Annotated in this window: 22 protein-coding genes and 1 tRNA gene; 13 read left to right on the plus strand and 10 right to left on the minus strand. The window is 67.1% G+C overall.

Going from position 1 to position 20,815, the window contains the following annotated elements; translation table 11 throughout:
- Window positions 1–118: 118 nt before the first annotated feature.
- Entirely contained in the window at window positions 119–1,042 is a 924-nt protein-coding gene (locus ACZ5MJ_RS07035; RefSeq protein ID WP_432260328.1) for a LysR family transcriptional regulator, read from the minus strand.
- Between the two features lie 113 nt (window positions 1,043–1,155).
- On the opposite strand from ACZ5MJ_RS07035, the gene ACZ5MJ_RS07040 reads away from it, so the two are divergent.
- The 6 genes from ACZ5MJ_RS07040 to ACZ5MJ_RS07065 all read left to right on the plus strand — a co-directional run bounded on the left by ACZ5MJ_RS07040 (window position 1,156) and on the right by ACZ5MJ_RS07065 (window position 8,799).
- Window positions 1,156–2,244 carry a tartrate dehydrogenase gene (locus ACZ5MJ_RS07040; RefSeq protein ID WP_464223117.1) on the plus strand — a complete coding sequence of 363 codons (1,089 nt, stop codon included), beginning with the start codon at window positions 1,156–1,158 and terminating at the stop codon, window positions 2,242–2,244.
- A 140-nt stretch (window positions 2,245–2,384) separates the two neighbouring features.
- Window positions 2,385–3,743: a dicarboxylate/amino acid:cation symporter gene (locus ACZ5MJ_RS07045; protein WP_464223118.1), complete on the plus strand. Its 1,359-nt coding sequence runs from the start codon at window positions 2,385–2,387 to the stop codon at window positions 3,741–3,743.
- A 51-nt stretch (window positions 3,744–3,794) separates the two neighbouring features.
- Window positions 3,795–5,045 (plus strand): glycerate kinase type-2 family protein, encoded by a 1,251-nt coding sequence (locus ACZ5MJ_RS07050; protein WP_464223672.1) that lies wholly within the window; start codon window positions 3,795–3,797, stop codon window positions 5,043–5,045.
- Entirely contained in the window at window positions 5,042–6,460 is a 1,419-nt protein-coding gene (pyk, locus tag ACZ5MJ_RS07055; RefSeq protein WP_464223119.1) for a pyruvate kinase, read from the plus strand. Before ACZ5MJ_RS07050 ends, pyk begins: the two co-directional genes overlap by 4 nt.
- A 10-nt stretch (window positions 6,461–6,470) precedes the next feature.
- The gene (gene eno, locus ACZ5MJ_RS07060; RefSeq protein ID WP_464223120.1) at window positions 6,471–7,757 is read left to right on the plus strand and encodes a phosphopyruvate hydratase; all 1,287 of its coding nucleotides are present in this window, start codon (window positions 6,471–6,473) and stop codon (window positions 7,755–7,757) included.
- A gap of 55 nt (window positions 7,758–7,812) precedes the next feature.
- The gene (locus tag ACZ5MJ_RS07065; protein ID WP_464223121.1) at window positions 7,813–8,799 is read left to right on the plus strand and encodes a tripartite tricarboxylate transporter substrate binding protein; all 987 of its coding nucleotides are present in this window, start codon (window positions 7,813–7,815) and stop codon (window positions 8,797–8,799) included.
- 24 nt (window positions 8,800–8,823) lie between these two features.
- Here ACZ5MJ_RS07065 and ACZ5MJ_RS07070 read toward each other — a convergent pair whose 3' ends face one another.
- Entirely contained in the window at window positions 8,824–9,687 is an 864-nt protein-coding gene (locus ACZ5MJ_RS07070) for a c-type cytochrome (protein ID WP_464223123.1), read from the minus strand.
- 365 nt (window positions 9,688–10,052) lie between these two features.
- Between ACZ5MJ_RS07070 and ACZ5MJ_RS07075 the strand changes: the two genes are divergently transcribed.
- Entirely contained in the window at window positions 10,053–10,271 is a 219-nt protein-coding gene (locus tag ACZ5MJ_RS07075; RefSeq protein ID WP_432260321.1) for a hypothetical protein, read from the plus strand.
- Window positions 10,272–10,333: 62 nt separating this feature from the next.
- Here ACZ5MJ_RS07075 and ACZ5MJ_RS07080 read toward each other — a convergent pair.
- The 6 genes from ACZ5MJ_RS07080 to ACZ5MJ_RS07105 form a co-directional block, all read right to left on the minus strand.
- A tRNA-Leu gene (locus ACZ5MJ_RS07080) sits at window positions 10,334–10,420 on the minus strand.
- Window positions 10,421–10,537: 117 nt separating this feature from the next.
- Window positions 10,538–11,350, minus strand: a complete 813-nt coding sequence (locus tag ACZ5MJ_RS07085; RefSeq protein WP_464223124.1) for a MetQ/NlpA family ABC transporter substrate-binding protein — start codon at window positions 11,348–11,350, stop codon at window positions 10,538–10,540.
- Window positions 11,351–11,553: 203 nt separating this feature from the next.
- A complete protein-coding gene (locus ACZ5MJ_RS07090) occupies window positions 11,554–11,874 on the minus strand; it encodes a type II toxin-antitoxin system PemK/MazF family toxin (RefSeq protein WP_464223126.1) in 321 nt (106 codons plus the stop codon).
- Window positions 11,868–12,116, minus strand: a complete 249-nt coding sequence (locus ACZ5MJ_RS07095; protein WP_464223127.1) for an AbrB/MazE/SpoVT family DNA-binding domain-containing protein — start codon at window positions 12,114–12,116, stop codon at window positions 11,868–11,870. The genes ACZ5MJ_RS07090 and ACZ5MJ_RS07095 overlap by 7 nt, the downstream gene beginning before the upstream one ends.
- Before the next feature lie 173 nt (window positions 12,117–12,289).
- Window positions 12,290–12,697 (minus strand): VOC family protein, encoded by a 408-nt coding sequence (locus tag ACZ5MJ_RS07100; RefSeq protein WP_464223128.1) that lies wholly within the window; start codon window positions 12,695–12,697, stop codon window positions 12,290–12,292.
- Window positions 12,698–12,816: 119 nt separating this feature from the next.
- Window positions 12,817–13,491 carry an SGNH/GDSL hydrolase family protein gene (locus ACZ5MJ_RS07105; RefSeq protein WP_464223129.1) on the minus strand — a complete coding sequence of 225 codons (675 nt, stop codon included), beginning with the start codon at window positions 13,489–13,491 and terminating at the stop codon, window positions 12,817–12,819.
- Window positions 13,492–13,626: 135 nt separating this feature from the next.
- Between ACZ5MJ_RS07105 and ACZ5MJ_RS07110 the strand changes: the two genes are divergently transcribed.
- Window positions 13,627–14,103, plus strand: coding sequence for an SRPBCC family protein (locus ACZ5MJ_RS07110; protein WP_432260054.1), 477 nt, complete (start codon window positions 13,627–13,629; stop codon window positions 14,101–14,103).
- On the plus strand, window positions 14,100–15,581 hold the full coding sequence (locus ACZ5MJ_RS07115; RefSeq protein ID WP_464223131.1) for a DHA2 family efflux MFS transporter permease subunit: 1,482 nt from the start codon (window positions 14,100–14,102) through the stop codon (window positions 15,579–15,581). Before ACZ5MJ_RS07110 ends, ACZ5MJ_RS07115 begins: the two co-directional genes overlap by 4 nt.
- Window positions 15,582–15,600: 19 nt before the next feature.
- On the opposite strand, the gene ACZ5MJ_RS07120 is transcribed toward ACZ5MJ_RS07115, so the two are convergent.
- Window positions 15,601–15,870 (minus strand): acyl-CoA-binding protein, encoded by a 270-nt coding sequence (locus tag ACZ5MJ_RS07120; RefSeq protein WP_464223132.1) that lies wholly within the window; start codon window positions 15,868–15,870, stop codon window positions 15,601–15,603.
- Between the two features lie 130 nt (window positions 15,871–16,000).
- Here ACZ5MJ_RS07120 and tsaB point away from each other — a divergent pair, with 130 nt between their 5' ends.
- From tsaB to ACZ5MJ_RS07140, 4 genes are read left to right on the plus strand one after another with little or no spacing between them, the layout of a single operon-like run.
- On the plus strand, window positions 16,001–16,756 hold the full coding sequence (tsaB, locus tag ACZ5MJ_RS07125; protein WP_464223133.1) for a tRNA (adenosine(37)-N6)-threonylcarbamoyltransferase complex dimerization subunit type 1 TsaB: 756 nt from the start codon (window positions 16,001–16,003) through the stop codon (window positions 16,754–16,756).
- Window positions 16,753–17,313: a ribosomal protein S18-alanine N-acetyltransferase gene (gene rimI / locus ACZ5MJ_RS07130; protein ID WP_464223134.1), complete on the plus strand. Its 561-nt coding sequence runs from the start codon at window positions 16,753–16,755 to the stop codon at window positions 17,311–17,313. Before tsaB ends, rimI begins: the two co-directional genes overlap by 4 nt.
- Window positions 17,310–18,191, plus strand: a complete 882-nt coding sequence (locus tag ACZ5MJ_RS07135) for a uracil-DNA glycosylase (RefSeq protein ID WP_464223135.1) — start codon at window positions 17,310–17,312, stop codon at window positions 18,189–18,191. The genes rimI and ACZ5MJ_RS07135 overlap by 4 nt, the downstream gene beginning before the upstream one ends.
- Complete coding sequence (locus tag ACZ5MJ_RS07140; RefSeq protein WP_464223136.1) at window positions 18,166–19,302, plus strand: DUF1853 family protein; 1,137 nt, start codon at window positions 18,166–18,168, stop codon at window positions 19,300–19,302. The genes ACZ5MJ_RS07135 and ACZ5MJ_RS07140 overlap by 26 nt, the downstream gene beginning before the upstream one ends.
- 30 nt (window positions 19,303–19,332) lie before the next feature.
- On the opposite strand, the gene lplT is transcribed toward ACZ5MJ_RS07140, so the two are convergent.
- Window positions 19,333–20,652 carry a lysophospholipid transporter LplT gene (lplT, locus tag ACZ5MJ_RS07145; RefSeq protein ID WP_464223137.1) on the minus strand — a complete coding sequence of 440 codons (1,320 nt, stop codon included), beginning with the start codon at window positions 20,650–20,652 and terminating at the stop codon, window positions 19,333–19,335.
- Window positions 20,653–20,815 lie beyond the last annotated feature (163 nt).

Raw genomic sequence — 20,815 nt, forward strand, 5'->3', positions numbered from 1 at the left:
CCAGGCAAGGAATCCCCTGGAGACCTTTAAAGTCAGCAAGAGAAAAGTCATCATGATTCTTGTCGTGCCTGGCGTTGAGCCTCTTTCGCTGCCGTCAACGCCCGACTACTCGCAGCCTCTATTTCCCGAACTCACTGAACTTCGCCGCCAGGAATTCAACGAACAGCCGGATGCGCGACGACAACTGGTGCCGCTGCTGGTAGACGGCATAGATGTCCGCCTCCGGCGTTGCGTACTGCGGTAGTACCTGCACCAACCTTCCACTGCGCAGGAATCGCTCGATATCCCACTCGGCGCGCATCACGATGCCGTGGCCTTCCAGCGCCCAGTTCACCGCAATCTCGCCGTCATTGGTGGTGAGGTTGCCGCGCACGTGGACCGATTCGGTCCGCGCCTTGGCCCCCTTGCCGGAGGTCAGGCGCCATACGCCGTAGGCGTCGCTGCCCTGGCGGATGCCGATGCAGTTGTGCTTGCGCAGGTCGGCGGGCGTATGCGGCGTGCCGTGGCTGCGCAGGTATCTGGGCGAGGCGCACAGCAGGCGCCGGTTCGGCGCCAGTTTCCTGGCGACGATGCGCGCGTCGGGCGGCTGGCCGAAGCGGATGCAGACGTCGAAGGCGTCTTCGGTCAGCGGGGGCGGGTCGGCGGACAGCTGGAGCTGGACGTCGACCTCCGGGTAGGCAGCGACATACTCGGAGATCACCGGCGCCACATGCATGCGCCCGAACCCGAGCGTGGCATTGACCCGCAGCAGGCCGCTCGGCCGGCCCTTGGAGCGGGTCAGGATCTGGTCCAGGTCGTCGATCTCGCTGAGGATGCGCCGGGCGTGCTCCAGGTAGACCTCGCCCTCCGGCGTCAGGCTCATGCGCCGCGTGGTGCGGGTTACCAGCGGCATGCCGATGCGCGCCTCCATCTGCGCCAGCCGCTTGCTGACCGCGGCCGTTGTGATCCCGAGGTCGCGTGCGGCCGCGCTCAGGCTGCCGGCAGTGGCGACAGAGGTGAAAAAGCCCAGTTCGGACGGCTGGATACCCGACGAAGACGCCATTCCATCTTTAATTTCAGGTTAAGAATGGTTTAACTCTACAAGCGATCCAAAACCTTGTCCACGGCCCAGAATCCGCCCCACGCACTCAACGCGATTCAGACCAGGAGACACAGATGAAGACGTACCGCATTGCAACGATCCCGGGCGATGGCATTGGCAAGGAGGTGGTGCCGGCCGGCCGTGAAGTGATGGAGGCTCTGGCGGCCGCCGGCGCAAACTTCCGCTTTGAATTCGAAGACTTCGACTGGGGTGGCGACTACTACCGCCAGCACGGCGTGATGATGCCCGCCGACGGCCTGGATGCGCTGCGCGACAAGGACGCCATCCTGTTCGGCTCGGCCGGCGACCCGCATATCCCCGATCACATCACGCTGTGGGGCCTGCGCCTGAAGATCTGCCAGGGTTTTGACCAGTACGCCAACGTGCGCCCGACGCGCATCCTGCCCGGCATCGATGCGCCGCTCAAGCGCTGCGCCCCGGAAGACCTGAACTGGGTGATCGTGCGCGAGAACTCGGAAGGCGAGTACTCGGGCGTGGGCGGCCGCGTGCACCAGGGCCACCCGATCGAGGCAGCCACCGACGTCAGCATGATGACCCGCGTCGGCGTCGAGCGCATCCTGCGCTTCGCCTTCAAGCTGGCGCAATCGCGTCCGCGCAAGCAGCTGACCGTGATCACCAAGTCCAACGCGCAGCGCCACGCCATGGTGATGTGGGACGAAGTGGCCGTGCAAGTGGCCAGGGAGTTCCCGGATGTCACCTGGGACAAGGAGCTGGTCGATGCCGCCACGGCGCGCATGGTGAACCGTCCGAAGTCGCTCGACACCATCGTCGCCACCAACCTGCACGCCGACATCCTGAGCGACCTGGCCGCGGCGCTGGCCGGCAGCCTGGGCATCGCCCCGACCGGCAATATCGATCCGGAGCGCCGTTACCCGTCGATGTTCGAGCCGATCCACGGTTCGGCCTTCGACATCATGGGCAAGGGCCTGGCCAACCCGGTCGGCACCTTCTGGTCGGTGGTCATGCTGCTGGAACACCTCGGCGAGAACGAGGCGGCGCAGCGCGTGATGCAGGCGGTCGAAGCCGTGACCGCCAACCCGGCGCTGCATACCGGCGACCTGGGCGGCAAGGCGACCACCGCTGAAGTGACCAAGGCGGTCTGCGACCTCCTCGCCGCCGGGCAGCAGGCTAAGGCGGCCTGACGGCCAGGCCACATGAGCCCGGCCACGGCCGGGCCACACCCCGCGGGCCTGCCCGGCCCGCACCGCCTTCCGGCATGGAGAGCAGCCATCCAGAGCTGCGCCGGGAGCGCTTTGCCTTAAAGACATAGCAGGAGACAGCAATGATTCACAGGCTGCTAGGCAAGCTCTACGTCCAGGTATTGCTAGGCGTCAGCGCCGGCGTTGCCCTGGGCGTGTGGGCGCCCGATATCGCGAGTGACCTGAAGCCGCTTGGCGACATATTCATCAAGCTGATCAAGATGGTGTTCGCGCCCATCATCTTTGCGACGGTGGTGCTCGGCATCGCGCGCATGGAGAACATGAAGGAGCTCGGCCGCGTCGGCGTGCGGGCCCTGATCTACTTTGAGGTGCTGTCGACGTTTGCGCTGGCCCTGGGGCTGCTCGTCGTCAACGTGGTCCAGCCGGGCCATGGCATGAATATCGATCCGGCGCACCTGGACACCAAGGCCATCGCCAGCTACACGCATGCCGCGGAGAAACCGCATACGTTCATCGACTTCATGATGAACCTGGTGCCGACCAGCATTGTCGATGCGCTGGCCAAGAACGACATCCTGCAGATCCTGGTCTTTGCCACGCTGTTCGGCGTTGCGCTGTCGCATATCGGGGCGCGCGCCAGGCCGGTGGTGGATTTCCTGGACTCGTTCACGCACGGCATCTTCACGGTGGTGGGGATGATCATGCGGCTGGCGCCGATCGCGGCGTTCGGCGCCATGGCCTTTACCGTGGGCAAGTACGGCCTGGGCTCGGTGGTGTCGCTGGGCAAGCTGATGGGCACCATGTACATCACCTGCGTCCTGTTCGTGGTGATCGTGCTGGGCGGCGTGGCCCGGCTGTCCGGATTCAGCCTGTGGAAGTTCCTGAAGTACATCCGCGACGAACTCTTCACCGTGCTCGGCACCAGCTCGTCGGAATCGGTGGTGCCGCAGTTGATGCGCAAGCTGGAGAACGCCGGCGTCAGCAAGCCGGTGGTGGGGCTGGTGGTGCCTGCCGGCCTGACCTTCAACCCGGACGGGCAGTGCATCTACTACACCATGGCTGCGATCTTCGTGGCCCAGGCAACCAACACGCCGCTGACGCTGATGGACCAGCTGATCGTGCTTGGCGTGCTGCTGCTGACCTCCAAGGGCTCGGCGGGCGTGACCGGCTCCGGCTTCATCACGCTGGCGGCGACGCTGGCGTCGCTGGGCAAGATCCCGGTTGCCGGCATGGTGCTGCTGCTGGGTGTCGACCGCTTCATGTCCGAGGCGCGCGCCATCACCAACACCATCGGCAATGCCGTGGGCACGCTGGCCATTGCACGATGGGTGGGGGCGGTGGATCGCCAGCAACTGGCCGATGCGCTGGACGGCAAGCTCGATGACGAAGCTGCCGCGGTGGTGCCGCAGGACAAGGATGACAACCCGGTACGCGCACGCATCGGCCCTGCGGCGGATGCTCACGCCAACCTGATGCACTGAGGGGCCGACGTGACCAAGCCATATTCCGAGCCCGCCGTGCTGCTGCGGCGCATGTTTGAAGCGGCGGTCGCCGCCGCCCAGCCGGCCAGGACCCTGGCGCGGCACCTGCCGCCGCCGCCGCGCGGACGCACCCTCGTCATTGGCGCCGGCAAGGCGTCGGCGGCCATGGCGAGCGCGCTGGAAGCGGCATGGCCTGGGCCGCTTGAAGGCCTGGTCGTCACGCGCTACGGCTATGCGGTGCCATGCTCGCGCATCGAGATCGTGGAGGCCGCGCACCCCGTTCCGGACGACGCCGGGCTGGCCGCTTCGCAGCGCATGCTGGAGATGGTGGCGGGCCTGGGCGAGGACGACCTGGTGATCTGCCTGGTCTCGGGCGGCGGCTCGTCGCTGCTGCCATTGCCGCTTCCCGGCCTCACGCTCGACGACAAGCAGCGCGTCAACCGCGCGCTGCTGAAGTCCGGCGCCACGATTGCGGAGATGAATTGCGTGCGCCGGCACCTGTCCGCCATCAAGGGCGGGCGGCTGGCCGCGGCGTGTTATCCGGCGCGGGTGCTGAACCTGCTGATTTCCGACGTGCCGGGCGATGACCCGATCGATATCGCATCGGGCCCGACCGTGCCCGACCCGACCACGCGCGCCGATGCGCTGGCCATTGTCAAACGGTATGCAATCGAGCTGCCGGCCAATGTGATGGCAGTGCTGGCGTCCGATGCTGCCGAGACACTCAAGCCCGGCGACCCGCGCCTGCCGCGCATCCGCACCGAGTTCATCGCCACGCCGCGACTGGCGCTGGAAGCCGCCGCGCAGGTGGGCCGCGACGCAGGCTATGCCGTGCACATGCTGGGCGACGCCATCGAAGGCGAAGCCCGCGATGTCGGCAAGGTCCTGGGCGGCATCGCGCTGGAAGCCGCCAGGCATGGCCAGCCGTTTGCCGCGCCGTGCGTGCTGCTGTCCGGTGGCGAGACCACCGTCACGGTGCGCGGCGCCGGGCGGGGCGGCAGGAACGTGGAGTTCCTGCTGTCGCTGGCGCTGACGCTGCGCGGCGAACCCGGCATCCATGCGATGGCGGGCGACACCGATGGTGTCGACGGCCAGGAGGAGATCGCAGGGGCCGTGATCGGTCCCGACACGCTGGACCGTGCCTGGCGAGCCGGCCTGCGTCCGCAGGATGCGCTGGCCGCCAACGACGGCCATGGATTTTTCGAGGCGCTGGGGGATGCCGTCATCACCGGTCCCACGCTGACCAATGTCAACGACTTTCGCGCGATCTTGCTGACGCGCGCTTCTGGAGCCTCCGCATGAGACGCCTTCGCAATGCCAAGATCGTGGCCACGCTCGGTCCCGCCAGCACAGACCCGGCCACCATCGAACGCCTCTTTGACGCGGGCGCCGATGTGTTCCGCCTCAACTTCAGCCACGGCACCCATGCCGACCACCAGCAGCGGCTGCAGAGCATCCGCGCCATCGAGCAGGCACGCGGCCGGCCCATCGGCGTGCTGCTGGACCTGCAAGGGCCCAAGCTGCGTATCGGCACCTTTGCCGACGGCCCGGTGCAACTGGCCGCGCAGGCGGCATTCCGGCTCGATCTGGATGCCAGCGTGCCGGGCTCGGCGCAGCGGGTCAGCCTGCCGCATCCGGAGATCTTCGCGGCGCTGCAGCCGGGCGCGGAACTGCTGGTTGACGATGGGCGTGTGCGGCTGCGCGTGGAGCGGTGCGGCCCGGAGTACGCCGAAACCACCGTGGTCAACGGCGGCACGCTGTCCGACCGCAAGGGCGTCAACGTGCCGGGCGTGGTGCTGCCGCTGTCGGCGATGACCGAGAAGGACCGGCGCGACCTGGACTTTGGCCTGTCGCTGGGCGTGGACTGGATTGCGCTGTCGTTCGTGCAGCGCGCCGAGGATATCGAAGAGATCCGGCAGATCGTTGACGGCCGCGCCGGCATCGTCGCCAAGCTGGAAAAGCCCGCCGCCATCCAGAGCCTGGAAGCGATCGTGGCGGCATCGGATGCGGTCATGGTGGCGCGCGGCGACCTGGGCGTGGAGATGCCGGCCGAGCAGGTGCCGTCGCTGCAGAAGCGCATCGTGCGCGCCTGCCGCAAGGCCGGCAAGCCGGTGATCGTTGCCACCCAGATGCTGGAATCGATGGTCGGCGCGCCGGTGCCGACGCGCGCCGAGGCCTCCGATGTGGCGACCGCCGTCTACGACGGCGCCGACGCCGTGATGCTGTCCGCCGAATCGGCGTCGGGCAGCTACCCGGTGGAAGCCTTGCGGATGATGGACAGCATCATCACGCGCACCGAAGCGGACCCGCACTACCACGAAGCCATCCAGGCCTCGCACTCGGAACCGCGCGCCGAAGCCGCCGACGCCATCGGCTATGCCGTCAGGCATGTGGCCAGCCTGCTGCGCGTGCCGGCAGCGGTCACCTACACCAGCTCAGGCTACTCGGCGCTGCGCATGGCGCGCGAACGGCCCGAAGTGCCGATCCTGGGCATGACGCCGCGCGTCGCTACCGCGCGCCGGCTGGCGCTGGCCTGGGGCGTGCATGCGGTGCTCTGCCATGAAGTGGTCGATGTGCTGGAGATGACCGACCTGGCCAGCCGCACCGTGCTGAAGGAGCAGTTCGGCGTGGCCGGGCAGCAGATCGTCATCTCGGCCGGCCTGCCGTTCACCGTGGCCGGCACCACCAACCTGCTGCGCATCGCGCAGGTCCAGTAAGGGGACACACATGACTGCAATCAGGGAAATCCGCGGCTACGAGTTGCTCGATTCCCGGGGCAACCCGACGGTGGCAGCCCAGGTGGTGCTGGCCGATGGCGCGGAGGGCTTCGCCGCCGCACCGTCCGGTGCATCGACAGGATCGCGTGAAGCGCTGGAGTTGCGGGACGGCGACAAGCGACGCTATTTCGGCAAGGGTGTACAGAAGGCGGTGCAGCACATCAACGTCGATATCGCGCGCGCGCTCAATGGCCTGGACGCCACGGACCAGGCCGAGGTGGATGCCTGCCTGATCCGCCTCGATGGCACGCAGGAAAAGTCGCGCCTTGGCGCCAATGCGCTGCTGGCCGTTTCGCTGGCCAGCGCCAAGGCCGCGGCGGCTTCGGCCGGCTTGCCGCTGTACCGGTCGCTCAGCGCCGGCAGGATCGAGACCCGCTTGCCGCTGCCGATGATGAATATCATCAACGGGGGTGCGCATGCCGACAACAGTGTCGACATGCAGGAGTTCATGATCCTGCCGCTCGGCGCGCCCAGCTTCTCCGAAGCATTGCGCTGGGGCGCGGAGGTATTCCATACGCTCAAGGGTGTGCTGAAGGCGCGAGGGTTTGCCACCGCCGTTGGCGATGAAGGCGGATTTGCGCCGGACCTCGCTTCAAACGAGCACGCGCTCGAGGTCATCATGCAGGCCATTGAAGCCGCGGGCTTCCGGGCCGGCCGCGACATCGCGCTGGGCCTGGACGTGGCCAGCTCCGAGTTCCATGAAGAGGGTCGCTATGCCTTGCAGTCCGAGGGCCGCAGCTACGACGCGCAAGGCTTTGTCGACCTGCTCGACAGCTGGGTGCGCCAATACCCCATCGTCACCATCGAGGACGGCATGGCGGAGCAGGACTGGCAGGGATGGCGCCTGCTGACCGAGCGCCTGGGTGCGCGCGTGCAGCTGGTGGGCGACGACCTGTTCGTGACCAATGCCGCGATCCTTGAGGAAGGCATCGCGCAAGGCGTGGCCAACGCCATCCTGATCAAGCCGAACCAGATCGGCACGCTGACCGAGACCCTGCAGGCCATTGCGGTGGCGGAGCGCGCCGGCTACGCATCGGTGATGTCACACCGCTCCGGCGAGACCGAGGACACCACCATTGCCGACCTGAGCGTATGCACCGCGGCCACGCAGATCAAGACCGGCTCGCTGAGCCGCTCCGACCGCGTGGCCAAGTACAACCGGCTGCTGTTTATCGAAGCGGAGCTGGGTTGCGCGGCAACCTTTGCCGGAAGGCAGGCGATTTCGCAGGGAAAGTAGGGCTTCAGACAGCCGGGAGCCGGCTGCAAAACATAGAACAATCAGGAGACAAAACATGCGTGGTACTGAACTCGGGCGTCGTACTTTTGGGGCGGCCTTGCTGGCTGCGGGGGTGATCTTCAGCGGCACGTGCCTGGCGCAGGAGTGGCCGGCCAAGCCGGTCACCCTGGTGGTGCCGTTCCCCTCTGGCGGCACCACCGACGTGCTGGCCCGCGCGCTGGGCGACCAGTTGTCGAAGAGCCTGGGCCAGCCCGTGATCGTGGAGAACCGGCCCGGCGCCGGCGCCACCGTGGGCGCGGACTATGTCGCCAAGAGCAAGCCCGATGGCTACACGCTGCTGATGGGCGCGGTCCACCATACCATTGCCAGCAGCGTCTACAAGAAGCTGCCCTACAGCTTCCAGAAGGACCTGGCGCCCATCGCCACGGTCGCCATGGTCCCCAACGTGCTGGTCATCAATGCCGCCAGGACCCCGGCGAAGAACGTCACGGAACTGGTGGCGCTGGCGAAGCAGGCGTCGCCGGAGTTTGCCTATGGCTCCAATGGCAACGGCACCGCGCAGCACCTGATCGGCACCCAGTTCCAGACCGCGACGGGTGCGCCGCTGCTGCACGTGCCCTACAAGGGCAGCGGCCCGCTGACGACCGACCTGCTCGGCGGACAGGTGACGATGTCGTTCGACACCATGACGCCGGTGCTGCAGCATATCAAGTCGGGCAAGCTGCGCGCCCTGGCTGTGACCACCGCGCGGCGTTCCACCGTCCTGCCCGATGTGCCCACGCTGGAGGAGTCGGGGCTCAAGGGCTTTGATATCGGCACGTGGTTCGGCGTACTGGCACCGGCCGCCACGCCCGCGCCGATCGTGACGCGGCTGAATGCCGAGATCGTCAGGATCGTGAAATCGCCGGACTTCCAGCAGCGCATGCTGGCGGTGGGCGCGGAACCGATGGCCAGCACGCCGCAGGAGTTTGCCAGGCGCATCCAGGACGAGACCGTCAAGTTCGCCAGGCTGGTGAAGGATGGGAAGGTGACCATCGAGTAGCCGGCGGCGTCTGCCCGCAAGGCGTCAGGACCCGCCGCCGGGTGCTGCCGCCTTGCGTCCGGCCATATGACGCAGGTAGGCCAGCAAGTCCTTCATGTCCGCGTTGGACAGCGTTTGTTCGTCGATGGCCGACATGCGTGAGTTGGGCCACCAGCGCAATGACTGCGGGTCGCGGATCAGCCTGGCCAGCTTGTCGTCGCCCAGGTACTCCACCGGGCTGTACGGCACGTTCAGGTCCGGGCCAAGGTTGGCATCGCCGACCCGGTTGAGGGAGTGGCACGAGAAGCAGACGCGCTGGAAGGTCGCGAAGCCGCGCATGACCGGCCCATCGGCAGGCTGTCCGGCGGCGGGCCGGATGGCTGCATAGCGCTCGGCGGGCGACGCGGTGATATCGATGCGCACGATGCTGTAGGTCCAGTGGCTCTCGTTGATCGTCGTGGCGGCACCTCCGGTCGGCACTGTCCAGATCAGGCGAAACGGGCCGATATCCTGGTCCTTGAGCCTTGGCCACGGCGCGGCAGGGTTCTCGACCGCCAGCCACGCGCGTGGCCCGTCGGCGCGCTCGGCCAGCAGCAGGCGCATCGGCAAGTGGGAGACATAGCCATCGCTGGCCGCGGTCGTGGCACTGGCACTGTCGTTGACCGGCATGCCGCGCAGAAGGGCTGTCAGGGCGATGGCCTTGAATGTCAGGCGGCGCTTCAGGTTGTCGTCATCCACCGTCACGTCGGCGAGGCGTGGATCGCGCAGCAACTCGTCGCGGGTCCAGCTGCGCTGCTGCGTGCCTGCCGAAATGGTCAGGGTTGCCGGGTCCGCGGCGCACGCCGGACCTGCCAGGAATGCCAGTGCGCAGCCAAGCGCGCCAACGAACTTTGTCAGCCAGTGATTCATGTGCCAGTCTCCTTCGGCATCCCGTGCGATTGCTGTGATTGGTGGGGATACTGTACGCGATCGGTGCGGCAGTGGCGAATGCGAAAGGTCTTATCGCCGCACGATGGCGGAAGCGGGAAACTGCAGACCTCACCGAAGGGTTCGGTGAGCGGGGGTGACAACCCGAAAGAACCTTAGGAAATTTGATCTCGTTCTATTCAGAGTCGCACGGACAAGCTGTTTCCATGGCGGGCCGGGCGGGGCAGCTGCGAAGCTGGCCGGGTCTTTTTCCTGAGGTTCCCCGGTATGTCACTCCCGTTTTCAGGCCCGCCACCTTTATCTCATCCGGGCAGGCGGGCTTTCTCTGGTTAGTAGGAGATAACACGATGCAAATGTCTACCCATCACCCTGCCGATGCCCGGCATATCGTTCCGGCCAGCACGATCGAATCCTTTGAGCAGATCAGCGCCGGGCTCAGTGCCATCCTGTTGCTGGTTGAAATCGAGAGCGAGCGTTCGGAGGGCTGCCACAACGTGTATTCGCTGCTGGCCATGGTGAAGGCGCGGTTGGACCAGACGGCAGGAAAGCTGCGCGCGGATGATTGAAGCATTCGCTGTGGCAAAAACAAAAAGCCCGCACTTTCGTGCGGGCTTTCTGCTTGAAACTCTGGTGCCCAGGAGAGGACTCGAACCTCCACAGTGTTGCCACCGCTAGGACCTGAACCTAGTGCGTCTACCAATTCCGCCACCTGGGCCGGTGGTGAGCCGCGAATTCTACCGAAGGCGGCGGAATTTGCAAGCCCCTGCGAGGGCATCGCACAAAAAAATTTGCGGGACCGCTGTCAGCAGCGATCCGGCCGCGCCCACGGCGATCAGAACGACGGCACCATCGCGCCCTTGTACTGCGCCTTCATGAACTGCCGCACGTCCTCAGACTGGTACGCAGCCACCAGCTTCTTGACCCACGGCTTGTCCTTGTCCTGCGTGCGCACGACGATGATGTTGGCGTACGGGCTGTGGATGTCTTCCAGCGCGATCGCGTCCTTGGTCGGCTGCAGGCCGGCGGCGAGCGCGTAGTTGGTGTTGATCACGGCGGCGCTGACATCGGGCAGGGCGCGGGCCAGTTGGGCGGCGTCGAGTTCCACGATCTTCAGCTTCTTCGGGTTCTCGGCCACGTCCAGCGGGGTGGCGTTGACACCGTTGGTGCCGGCGCCGGCCTTCAGCTTGATCGCGCCTTGCGCCTGCAGCAGCAGCAGGGCGCGGTTCTCATTCGACGGGTCGTTGGGCACGGCCACCTTGGCGCCTTGCGGCAGGTCCTTCGCTGACTTGAGGTTCTTCGCGTAGATACCCAACGGCGAGATATAGGTGTAGCCCACGCTCTGCATCTTGTAGCCGCGCTGCTTCACCTGGCTGTCCAGGTAAGGCTGGTGCTGGAAGCTGTTGGCGTCCAGGTCGCCGGCGTCCAGCGCCGCGTTGGGCTGCACGTAGTCGTTGAACTCCACGACCTTGACGTTCAGGCCATTGCGCTTGGCCACCTTCTGGACGACTTGCCAGACCTCGGCGTCGGGGCCGCTGACAGTGCCGACGCGGATGGTCTGTTCCTGGGCCGAGACGCTGCCGGCGGCGATAAAACCAAGGGCGGATACTGCGACCGCCAGACGCTTGATGAGAGACGTGCTGCGCATAGGAGTTCTGGAAATATTCTGGTTATGTGGCGAGTGAGACAGTCGCCTGGGCAGGGATCGCCTGACCGGGGCGAGGGCCACAGATTAACGCAATTGCGTCCAGATGGCGCAGCGGGAATGAATCTGGCGTCTATTTCTTTTTCATAAGCTTATGAATCCAAGTGACGCCAGAATGCCGGCATTAAATGCTTCTGTCCCACGGCTCAGTCTGCAAAGACTTCGCGCAATGTCCGCAAGGTGTCTTCGACAACCCTGTCACTCAGGCCGCCCGCCCGCCTGACCAGCCGGGACTTGTCCACGGTCCGGAGCTGATCGAGCAGTATCAGGCCAGTCTTGCGCTGGAAAGTCACCGGGACCCGAAACGGCGCCGGCCTGCTGCCGGTCGTCATTGGCGCCACGGTGACCGTGCGCAGGTAGTCGTGCATCTCCGGCGGCGAGAGGATGACACAGGGGCGTGTCTTCTTGATCTCGCTGCCGACCGTCGGGTCAAGCGCAACCAGCCAGACGTCGCCGCGCGCTACCATTTCAGCTCTGCGTCGTCGGTGTTGGGGAAGTCGCCCAATACGAGGGTGTCGTCACCGGCCGCGGCGATCGCCTGGCTGGCTTCCGCCCAGCCTTGCCGCGGTGCTTGCTTGGGGCGCCGGAGCACCAGTGCGTCATTCACGATTTCCATTTCCACTTCATTCTCCAGACCTAGCTGTGCCAGGATTGCCTTGGGGATCAGGACACCTTGTGAGTTGCCCATCTTGCGGATCGTCGCTTTCATTTCTTGTCCCTCATGGTGGTGACCAGTATTGGCGTCAGCACAATGTTATTACAAGGCGGGCGTCAAAGAAACAGGCAAGCGCGATGCCGCATGGAAATGTGACATCCTGGGGACGCCGGGGAAACGCGAATAGTCCGAAAACCGCGAGCGCGGCCCGCACCGGCGCAGCAGGCTCAGGCAGTCCCCGCTCCATACCCCTGCCCCTTCCACTCGATAAAACACAACCCATGCCCGAACGGGTCCGACAGCGTTGCCTGCCGCCCCCATGCAAAGTCCTGCGGCCAGTCCTCGATCTCGGCGCCGGCTTCCAGCGCGCGTTCGATGGCCTGTTCCAGGTCGGCGACGACAAAGTCGAGGTGGACCGGCGTCCAGTGGCGGCGGTAGTCGCGCCGGGTATCGGCGCGGGTGGTGGGGCGCGTGCCGGCGGGCTTGGCAAGCAGGTAGATCGGGGTATTGCCGCCCAGCATCTCGGCGACGGTGCCGTCGAACAGCTTGCGGTTCAGCCTCAGGCCAAGCCCTTGCGCGTAGAAGTCGATGCCGCGCGGCAGGTCATCGACATCGATATTGATCAGCAACTCCATGACAGCCTCCTGGCGGCGTTCCGTGTGAGAGCGGCCGCATTGTGCGCCGGGTCTCCTGACAACTGCCGTCAGGAGTGATGTTTCAGCCGGCGTCAGGCAGGGGGGGCAGGGACGGCGCTTCAGCCGTGCAGCAACTGGCGCACGACCGGGCGCAGCGCGTCGCCCAGCGCCAGGTGGGCGTCGGCATCCAGGTGCACGCCGTCGACCCCGCTGCTCTGGGTGATGGTGCCGGCGTCGAACAGCGGACAATTCAGCTGCGTGCAGACCTCGGCCACGGCCTGCGGCAGGCCCGTCCATTTATGTTCTCCGCCGGCAAATTTGGGCGCCAGCGGGCCGCTCGGGGTGCGGATCGGGGGCGGGGTGACGACCAGCACCGGCGGCACCGGCATGCCCGGCTCGATCGGCGCGGCGCGGATGGCCTGCACCAGCGTGCCGATGCCCTGGGCGGCGTGCCAGGCGTTGTGCGGGTGCATCGACTGGAAATCGTTGTTGCCCAGCATCAGGACCACCAGTGCCAGCGGCGAGTGGATTTCAATGCGTTGCGCCAACCCTTGCAGGCCGTTGCGGCCGGGTTTGAAAGGATCGTCCCAGACCGTGCGGCGGCCGTTCAGGCAGTCTTCGATGATGCGCACCGGAGCGCCGCCGTCGGCGTTCAGGCCCAACTCCAGCCGGCCGGGCCAGCGCACCGGGAACGGCAGGCGCCGGCGCGTGCCGGGCACGATGCCCCATGACAGCGAATCGGCGTAGACGAGGACCTGCAGGGGATCAGTTTCAGCCAGCGGCGCGGTGCTCATGCGGGACTCCAGTCGGCGTCATTATTGGTCGATAAAGGGCAACGGCCCGTGTCAAGCCGTGTTGCACCGCGTAGACAAAAAGGTCTCCCGAATACGCGGAGACTTCATAATATCGAGTTATTGCAGACAGGGAGAATGAAGTTGCGTTTCGAGCACTTGGTTGAGATCAACGATCCGGGCAATCCACAACTGGATCCGCTGACGGCTGACCAGTTGTGGCAAGGCCTGGTGCTGCGCGCCGAGTCTCCCGAACTCTTCGTGCTGGGGCTGGACCGCGCCGAGGTGGTGGGCCGCGGCGACAACTGGATCGACCGTGTGCTGCATTTTGGCGAAGCGTCGATCGAGGACCGCGTGGTCTACGAGCCGCGCCGGCTGGTGCGCTATGAAACCGCGGCCACCGCCGACCATGCCGGCGGCACGCTGACCATGGCAATCGAGACCCCGGGACCGGGTGCGCTGCTGCTGCGCTTTATCTACGACACCACCATGCCGGCTGTCGATGACCGCGGCGACGACCGCTACGCCGAGATCGTCAAGTCTGCCTACCACGCGGCGGACATCGACACCGTCCGCAAGATCCGCGAGATCGCCGACACCGGGCGGCTGGGGTGAGCGAGGGCTCCGTCACGCCGGAGGGTTCCGGCCAGCGGTCGGGGCTGCCGACCCGGCAGGCGCTGCGTGCGCGCTACGGCGACCGGCTGCGCTGGCTGGTGCTGGTGACGCTGATGCTGGGCACGGTCTCGTCGATCGTTTCGTCCACCATTATCAATGTCGCCATTCCGGACCTGAGCCGGCATTTCGTGCTGGGGCAGGAGCGCGCGCAATGGGTCGCCGCCAGCTTCATGATCGCGATGACGCTGTCGATGCTGCTGACGCCCTGGCTGCTGAACCGCTACGGGCTGCGGCGCACCTTCCTGGGAGCGCTGGTGCTGCTGGGCACGGGCGGGCTGTTCGGCGGCTTTTCACCGACCTACGGCGTGATGATCGCGATGCGCGTGGTCGAGGGCATTGCCGCGGGCATCATGCAGCCGCTGCCCAATATCCTGATCCTGCGCGTGTTCGAAGAGCGCGAGCAGGGCAAGGCGGTCAGCATGTTCGGTTTTGGCGTGGTGCTGGCGCCGGCGCTTGGGCCCAGCCTGGGCGGCTTCCTGGTCGAGGCCTTCGGCTGGCGTTCGATCTTCTTCGTGGTGGTGCCGCTGACGCTGGTCGGCGTGCTGATGGCGCGGCGCTTCATGGCGGTGGATTCGACCATGATGGGCGAGCGCCAGCCGCTGGACTGGCGCGGTCTGGGCCTGGCCGGCATTGCCACGGTGAGCCTGCTCAATGGCGTGGTGGAGATGCGCGAGAGCGTGCCGGCGGGCATGGCGCTGCTGGGCTTCGGCGTGCTGATGCTGGCGGCGTTCGTGATGTGGCAGCTGCGCGCGGCCTATCCGCTGATGAATATGCGGCTCTACAGCTACCGGCAGTTCGCGGCCGGGGCGGTGGTGGCCTTTATCTACGGCGCGGGGTTGTTCGGCTCGACCTACCTGCTGCCGGTCTACATGCAGATGGCGCTGGAATACACGCCGTCGCGCGCTGGCCTGGTGCTGTTCCCGGCGGGCGTGGTGCTGGCGCTGACGATCGCCGTGGCGGGGCGCTTCACGCAGCGGATCTCGCCGCATATCCAGGTGTCGTTCGGGCTGTCGCTGCTGTCGCTGTCGTTCCTGCTGATGGCGCTGGGCTCGCGCTCCACGCCTTATCTATTGCTGGTGGCGCTGGCGGTGCTGGGGCGGATCGGGCTGGGCTGCATCCTGCCATCGCTGACACTGGGGGCGATGCGGGGTGTGGACTTCACGCTGATCGCGCAGGGATCGAGCTGCATCAACTTCCTGCGCCAGCTGGGCGGGGCCATCGGCGTCAGCCTGGCCGGCGTGGGGCTGCAATGGCGGCTGGCCGAGCACGGCGCGGTGCTGGGCCACGGCGTTGACGCCGCCGTGCAGGCGGCGCGCATCCGTGCCTTCGATGAAACCTTCCTGGCCGTGGGCGTGGTGATCGCCGCTGCAATGCTCGCGGCATGGCGGATCCGGCCGCGGCCGGTGCCGGCGGCCTGACGGCGCCGGGTCTGCCTGGTCAGCTGGCTGCGCCGCTGCGCAGCTCTTCCACCAGCGCGATGTATTGCTCCATCGCCTGTTCGCGCGCGGTGCCGCGCAGGGCTTCCCAGGCTTCGAACTTGTAGCGGCCGACAAAATCGGTCATGCCGGGCTTGTCGCCGTGGGCGTCGCCCTCGCTGCCTTGCTTGAACAGGGCGTACAGGCGCAGCAGGGACATATTGCTGGGGCGCTCGCTCAGTTGCTTGACTTCGATCTGGGCCTGGTCGAAGCGTGCCTGCAGGTCGCTCATGGGGTTCCTCCGTATGTGCTGTCTGGATTGCGAAAGTGAGAGGCCGATGATAGCCGCCCGGCGGCCCCGCGCCGTCCGTATAAAACCGAAGAAGCCCTCGATTCCGGGCATCACCGGATACAATCGCGGCATGTCCTGGATTCTTGCTGTTGAAACTTCTACGGAGTGGTGCTCGGTCGCGCTCGGACGTGCGGCCGGTGCCGGAATCGAGTGCCTGGTGCGCCATGAGCACACCGGCGCACGCTCGTCGGCACGGGTGCTGCCGGCCGCCGGTGAATTGCTGGCCGAAGCCGGCATCGCGCTGGCCGACTGCGCCGCCATCGCCTTTGGCGCCGGGCCGGGCTCGTTCACAGGCCTGCGCACCGCCTGCGGCGTGGCGCAGGGGCTGGCGTTCGGCGCCGGGCTGCCGGTGGTTCCGGTCAATACCCTGATGACCTGCGCCGAGCGCGCGCGTGCCGCGACGCCGGCGCTGCCGGAAGATACCGCTGTGCTGGTGGCGCTGGACGCGCGCATGGACGAGGCCTATTCCGCGGCCTTCCGCTGGCATGCCGGTGCGGGCGAATGGGCGGAACTCACGCCGATGCAGGTCGGCGCGCCGGAAACCGTGCCGCTGCCCGACGGCGGGTTCTGGCTGGCCGGCAATGCCGCCACCGTCTTTGGCGAGCGCCTGGCGGGCCTGGCCCGCGCCGCGCGCGTGCTGCCGGAAGCAATGCCCCATGCGCAGCCGATGGTCGCCATCGCACTGCGCGCACTGGCGCGCGGCGCGGCCATCGACGCCGACCAGGCCATGCCGATCTACCTGCGCGACAAGGTCGCCCAGACCATCGCCGAACGCGAAGCCGCCGCTGCCGCACGTGCCGCGGCACAAGCCGGGAGCGCATCGTGAGCGCGGCCTATCCGCTCGATGAGCGCAATCACTGGCCGGCGGTGCCCGCCATGCCGGCGCTGCCGGACGGCTGGGCGCTGGGCCGCATGAGCGCGCTGGACCTGGAAGCGGTGGCGGGCATCGAGGCGCGCGCCTACAGCCATCCGTGGACGCGCGGCAATTTCGAGAACTCGGTCAAGTCCGGGCATCTCGGCCTGACGCTGCGCGACCCCTCGGGCACGCTGGTGGCCTACGCCGTGCTGATGCCGGTGGTCGATGAAATGCACCTGCTCAATATCACGGTGGAGCCGCGGCGCCAGCGCCAGGGGCTGGGGCGGCTGATGCTGGCGGTGGTGCTGGCCACCTCGCACGCGCACCGCATCCACACCATGCTGCTGGAAGTGCGGCCGTCCAATACCGGGGCGATCGCGCTGTACCAGGCCGCGGGGTTTGCCGAGATCGGGCGCCGCAAGGGCTATTACCCGGCCCACGGCGGCAAGCGTGAAGACGCGCTGGTGCTGCGCCGCGCCTGGCCGGAGCAGGCCGCCGCCAATGAAGGCACGGAGGGCAAGGCATGAGCCGCCGCGCACAGTTCCTGGAAGTGCTGGGCATCTCGACCGAGTGGGTGCCGCGGGAGGGCAAGGACGCCCAGACAGAAGCCGCGCCTGAGATGGCGGCGGCGCAGGCAGTAGTGCCTGTGGTCGAGGCGCTTGTGGCGCAAACGGCTGTTCCGGTTGCCGAAGCGGTTGCCGCAGCGGTCGCCGATCCCGTTGAGGCCGTGCCGGCGCCAGTGGCGCCGACTGTCTCCCGGCCGCCCGTCGTCCCGTCGCTGGTTCCCGCGAATCCGGCGCCCAACCCGGCGCAAGCAGACCGCGAAGCGGCCATCGCCGCGATGGCATGGCCGGCGCTGGATGCCGCCGTGGCCGGCTGCACCGCCTGCGGCCTGTGCCAGACCCGCACCAATACCGTGTTCGGCGTGGGCGACCGGCAGGCCGAATGGATGCTGGTGGGCGAAGCCCCCGGCGAGAACGAGGACCTGCAGGGCGAGCCCTTCGTGGGCCAGGCCGGCAAGCTGCTCGACAATATGCTGGGCGCACTCGGGCTGGCGCGCGGGCGCAATGTGTTCATTGCCAATGTGCTCAAGTGCCGCCCGCCCGGCAACCGTAACCCGGAGCCGGAAGAGGTGGCGCAGTGCGAACCCTTCCTGCGCCGGCAGATCGCGCTGGTCAGGCCCAGGGTGATCGTGGTGCTGGGCCGCTTCGCGGCGCAGTCGCTGCTGCGCACCACCACGCCCATCGGCAAGCTGCGTGGCAGCGTGCATACCTATGAAGGCATCCCCGTGGTGGTGACCTACCATCCGGCTTACCTGCTGCGCACCCTGACCGACAAGGCGCGCGCCTGGGAAGACCTGTGCCTGGCCCGGGAGGTCCATGATCGTGCGGGAGCTGGGGCCTGACCTCTCTCTGACCCGCGGCGGCGACGGCCATGGGCCGTCGGGCCCGCCGCTGTGGCGCCGCGCCGCGTCGGCGCGCACGCGCGACCTGGCCTGGACCACGCTGTCGCCGCCGTTGCTGGCAGAGGTGCCGGGCGCCGCCCTGGCGCGCTGGCCTGCCGGTACGCTGGCCGCCTGGCAGCACTGGCTGGAAACCGCGGACCCTGCCACGCTGCCCGCCACCATCGACGAACTGGCCGACGGCAACGCCGCCCCTTCGGCCGACGATCCCGACCAGGACCCCGCCAGCCGCAGCCTGCGCCTGGGCCGCCACGCCGAGCGGCTGCTGCATTTTGCACTGCGCCACATGCAGGGTCTGTCGCTGCTCGCCGCCAACGTGCCGGTGCGGCGCGCGGGCCGGCACGGCGTGCGCACGCTGGGCGAGCTGGACTTCGTCTGGCGCGAGCAGGCATCCGGTGCGGTGGTCCACTGGGAGATGGCGGCCAAGTTCTACCTGATGGCCCCCGGCGACAGCGAGGCTGCGCGCGCCCAGGACTTTGTCGGCCCGAACCTGGTCGACCGCCTTGGCGACAAGCTGGGCCACATCGTGCACCGGCAGCTTCCGCTGGGGTGCACGGCGGAGGCGCAGGCCTTGCTGGGGCATACGGTCGACCGCAGCGAGGTCTACCTGCTAGGCTGGCTGTTTTATCGCGACGGGCGGGTGCCCCTGGGGCTGGATGTGCTCGGCATCGCGCCAGACCATCTGCACGGCTGGTGGACCACGCTCGACGGCTGGGCCGCCCGCGCCGCGGCGCGGCCGGGCTTGCGCTGGTGCCGCCTGCCGCGTACCGGGTGGCTGTCTGGCGCACAGGTGCCTGAGTCGGGCACGGAGGATGTGGCCGCGCTGCACGCGATGCTGACGCAGCGCTTCGCCGATCCGCGCCACGACCACGGCTGGCGGCGCGAGTCGCCGGTGATGCTGTGCGAACTGGAGCCCGCCGGGCCGCAGGCGCCGGGCTGGTGGCGCGAATGCTCGCGCGGGTTCGTGGTGCCGCCGGGGTGGGAAGAACGGGCGCTGGCGCGGGCGGCGGAGCCGCCCAGGCCGGGACCGCAGGCCGCGCAGGATGCGGCCTGAGCCTGGCTGCGCCAGGCAGGGAAGGCAGGACTAGTGGTGCTTGTCCTCGCCGATCATCGCCAGCGAGTTGAAGGTGCGCACGTTGTACTTGTGCAGCTTGAGCACCAGCGCCATGGTTACAACGATAAACAGGCCCAGCGCGATGATGACCAGGCCGATCGGCGCGTTCACCTTGATCAGCAGCGCGTACAGGCACAGCATCAGCAGCACCGAGACGTTCTCATTGAAATTCTGCACCGCGATGGAGTGGCCGGCCGACAGCAGCACGTGGCCACGATGCTGCAGCAGCGCGTTCATCGGCACCACGAAGTAGCCCGACATGGCGCCCACCACCATCAGGAACACATAGGCGATGGCCATGTACAGCGGCATGTGCATGCCCAGCACGTCCAGCGTGACCTGGGGCATCGCGTCCTTGGTGTAGAACGCCATCAGCATCACGGTGGCACCCATCGCCACACCGAAGGGCAGCACCGACAGCGACTTGCGCAGCGGGATGCGCGCAGCGGCCAGGATCGCGCCCACGGCCACGCCGACGGCCACCACAGCCTGCAGCAGCGCGCCCTGGGACAGGTTCAGGCCCAGCGATTTCTCTGCCCACTTCAGCACGATGAACTGCAGCGTGGCGCCCACGCCCCAGAACAGCGTGGTCACCGCCAGCGAGATCTGGCCCAGCTTGTCGCGCCACAGGGCGACGAAGCAGTCGCCGAACTCGGCAATCAGCTTGATCGGGTTCTTTTCCTGCGCCGGATAGCGGGCGCCGGTGTCGGGAATAAACAGGTTGAAGACCGAAGCGACCACATAGAACAGCATGATCACCACCATCGCGGCCTCGGCCGGCGTGTCGATGCCCGTATTGATATAGGGCATGTCAAAGCGCAGCAGGATGCTGGAGATATGCACCGAGATCAGCGCGCCGCCCACCACGGTGCCCAGGATGATCGAGCCCACCGTCAGGCCCTCGATCCAGCCGTTGGCCATCACCAGCTTCTCGGGCGGCAGCAGCTCGGTCAGGATGCCGTACTTGGCCGGCGAGTACGCCGCCGCGCCGAATCCCACGATGCCATACGCCAGCAGCGGGTGCAGCCCGAACATCATGATGGCGCAGCCGACCACCTTGATGGCGTTGGTGATGAGCATCACCCGCCCCTTGGGCATCGAGTCGGCAAAGGCGCCGACGAAGGCGGCGAGAACGACGTAGGAGAGGACGAAGAACAGCTTGAGCAGCGGGGTCATCCACTGCGGGGAATGCAGCTCGGTAAGAAGGGCGATGGCGGCGATCAGTAAGGCATTGTCGGCCAGCGAAGAAAAAAACTGCGCGGCCATGATGGTGTAAAAACCCTTCTTCATGCTGTCGACTTTCTCTCCATCACGAGCTCCGCTCAGGTTGGCCAGGCTGGTGTCCGCCGGCGAGGCCATGGTTTGCAGGGAACCCGGTGCCGCAGCCGTGTCGAATTGTGTCGGTGGTGCTACGCGGCGGCGCCGTGAGGCCTGCCTGACAGTCATTGACATA

It is taken from the genome of Cupriavidus sp. LA-1, from assembly GCF_055385985.1.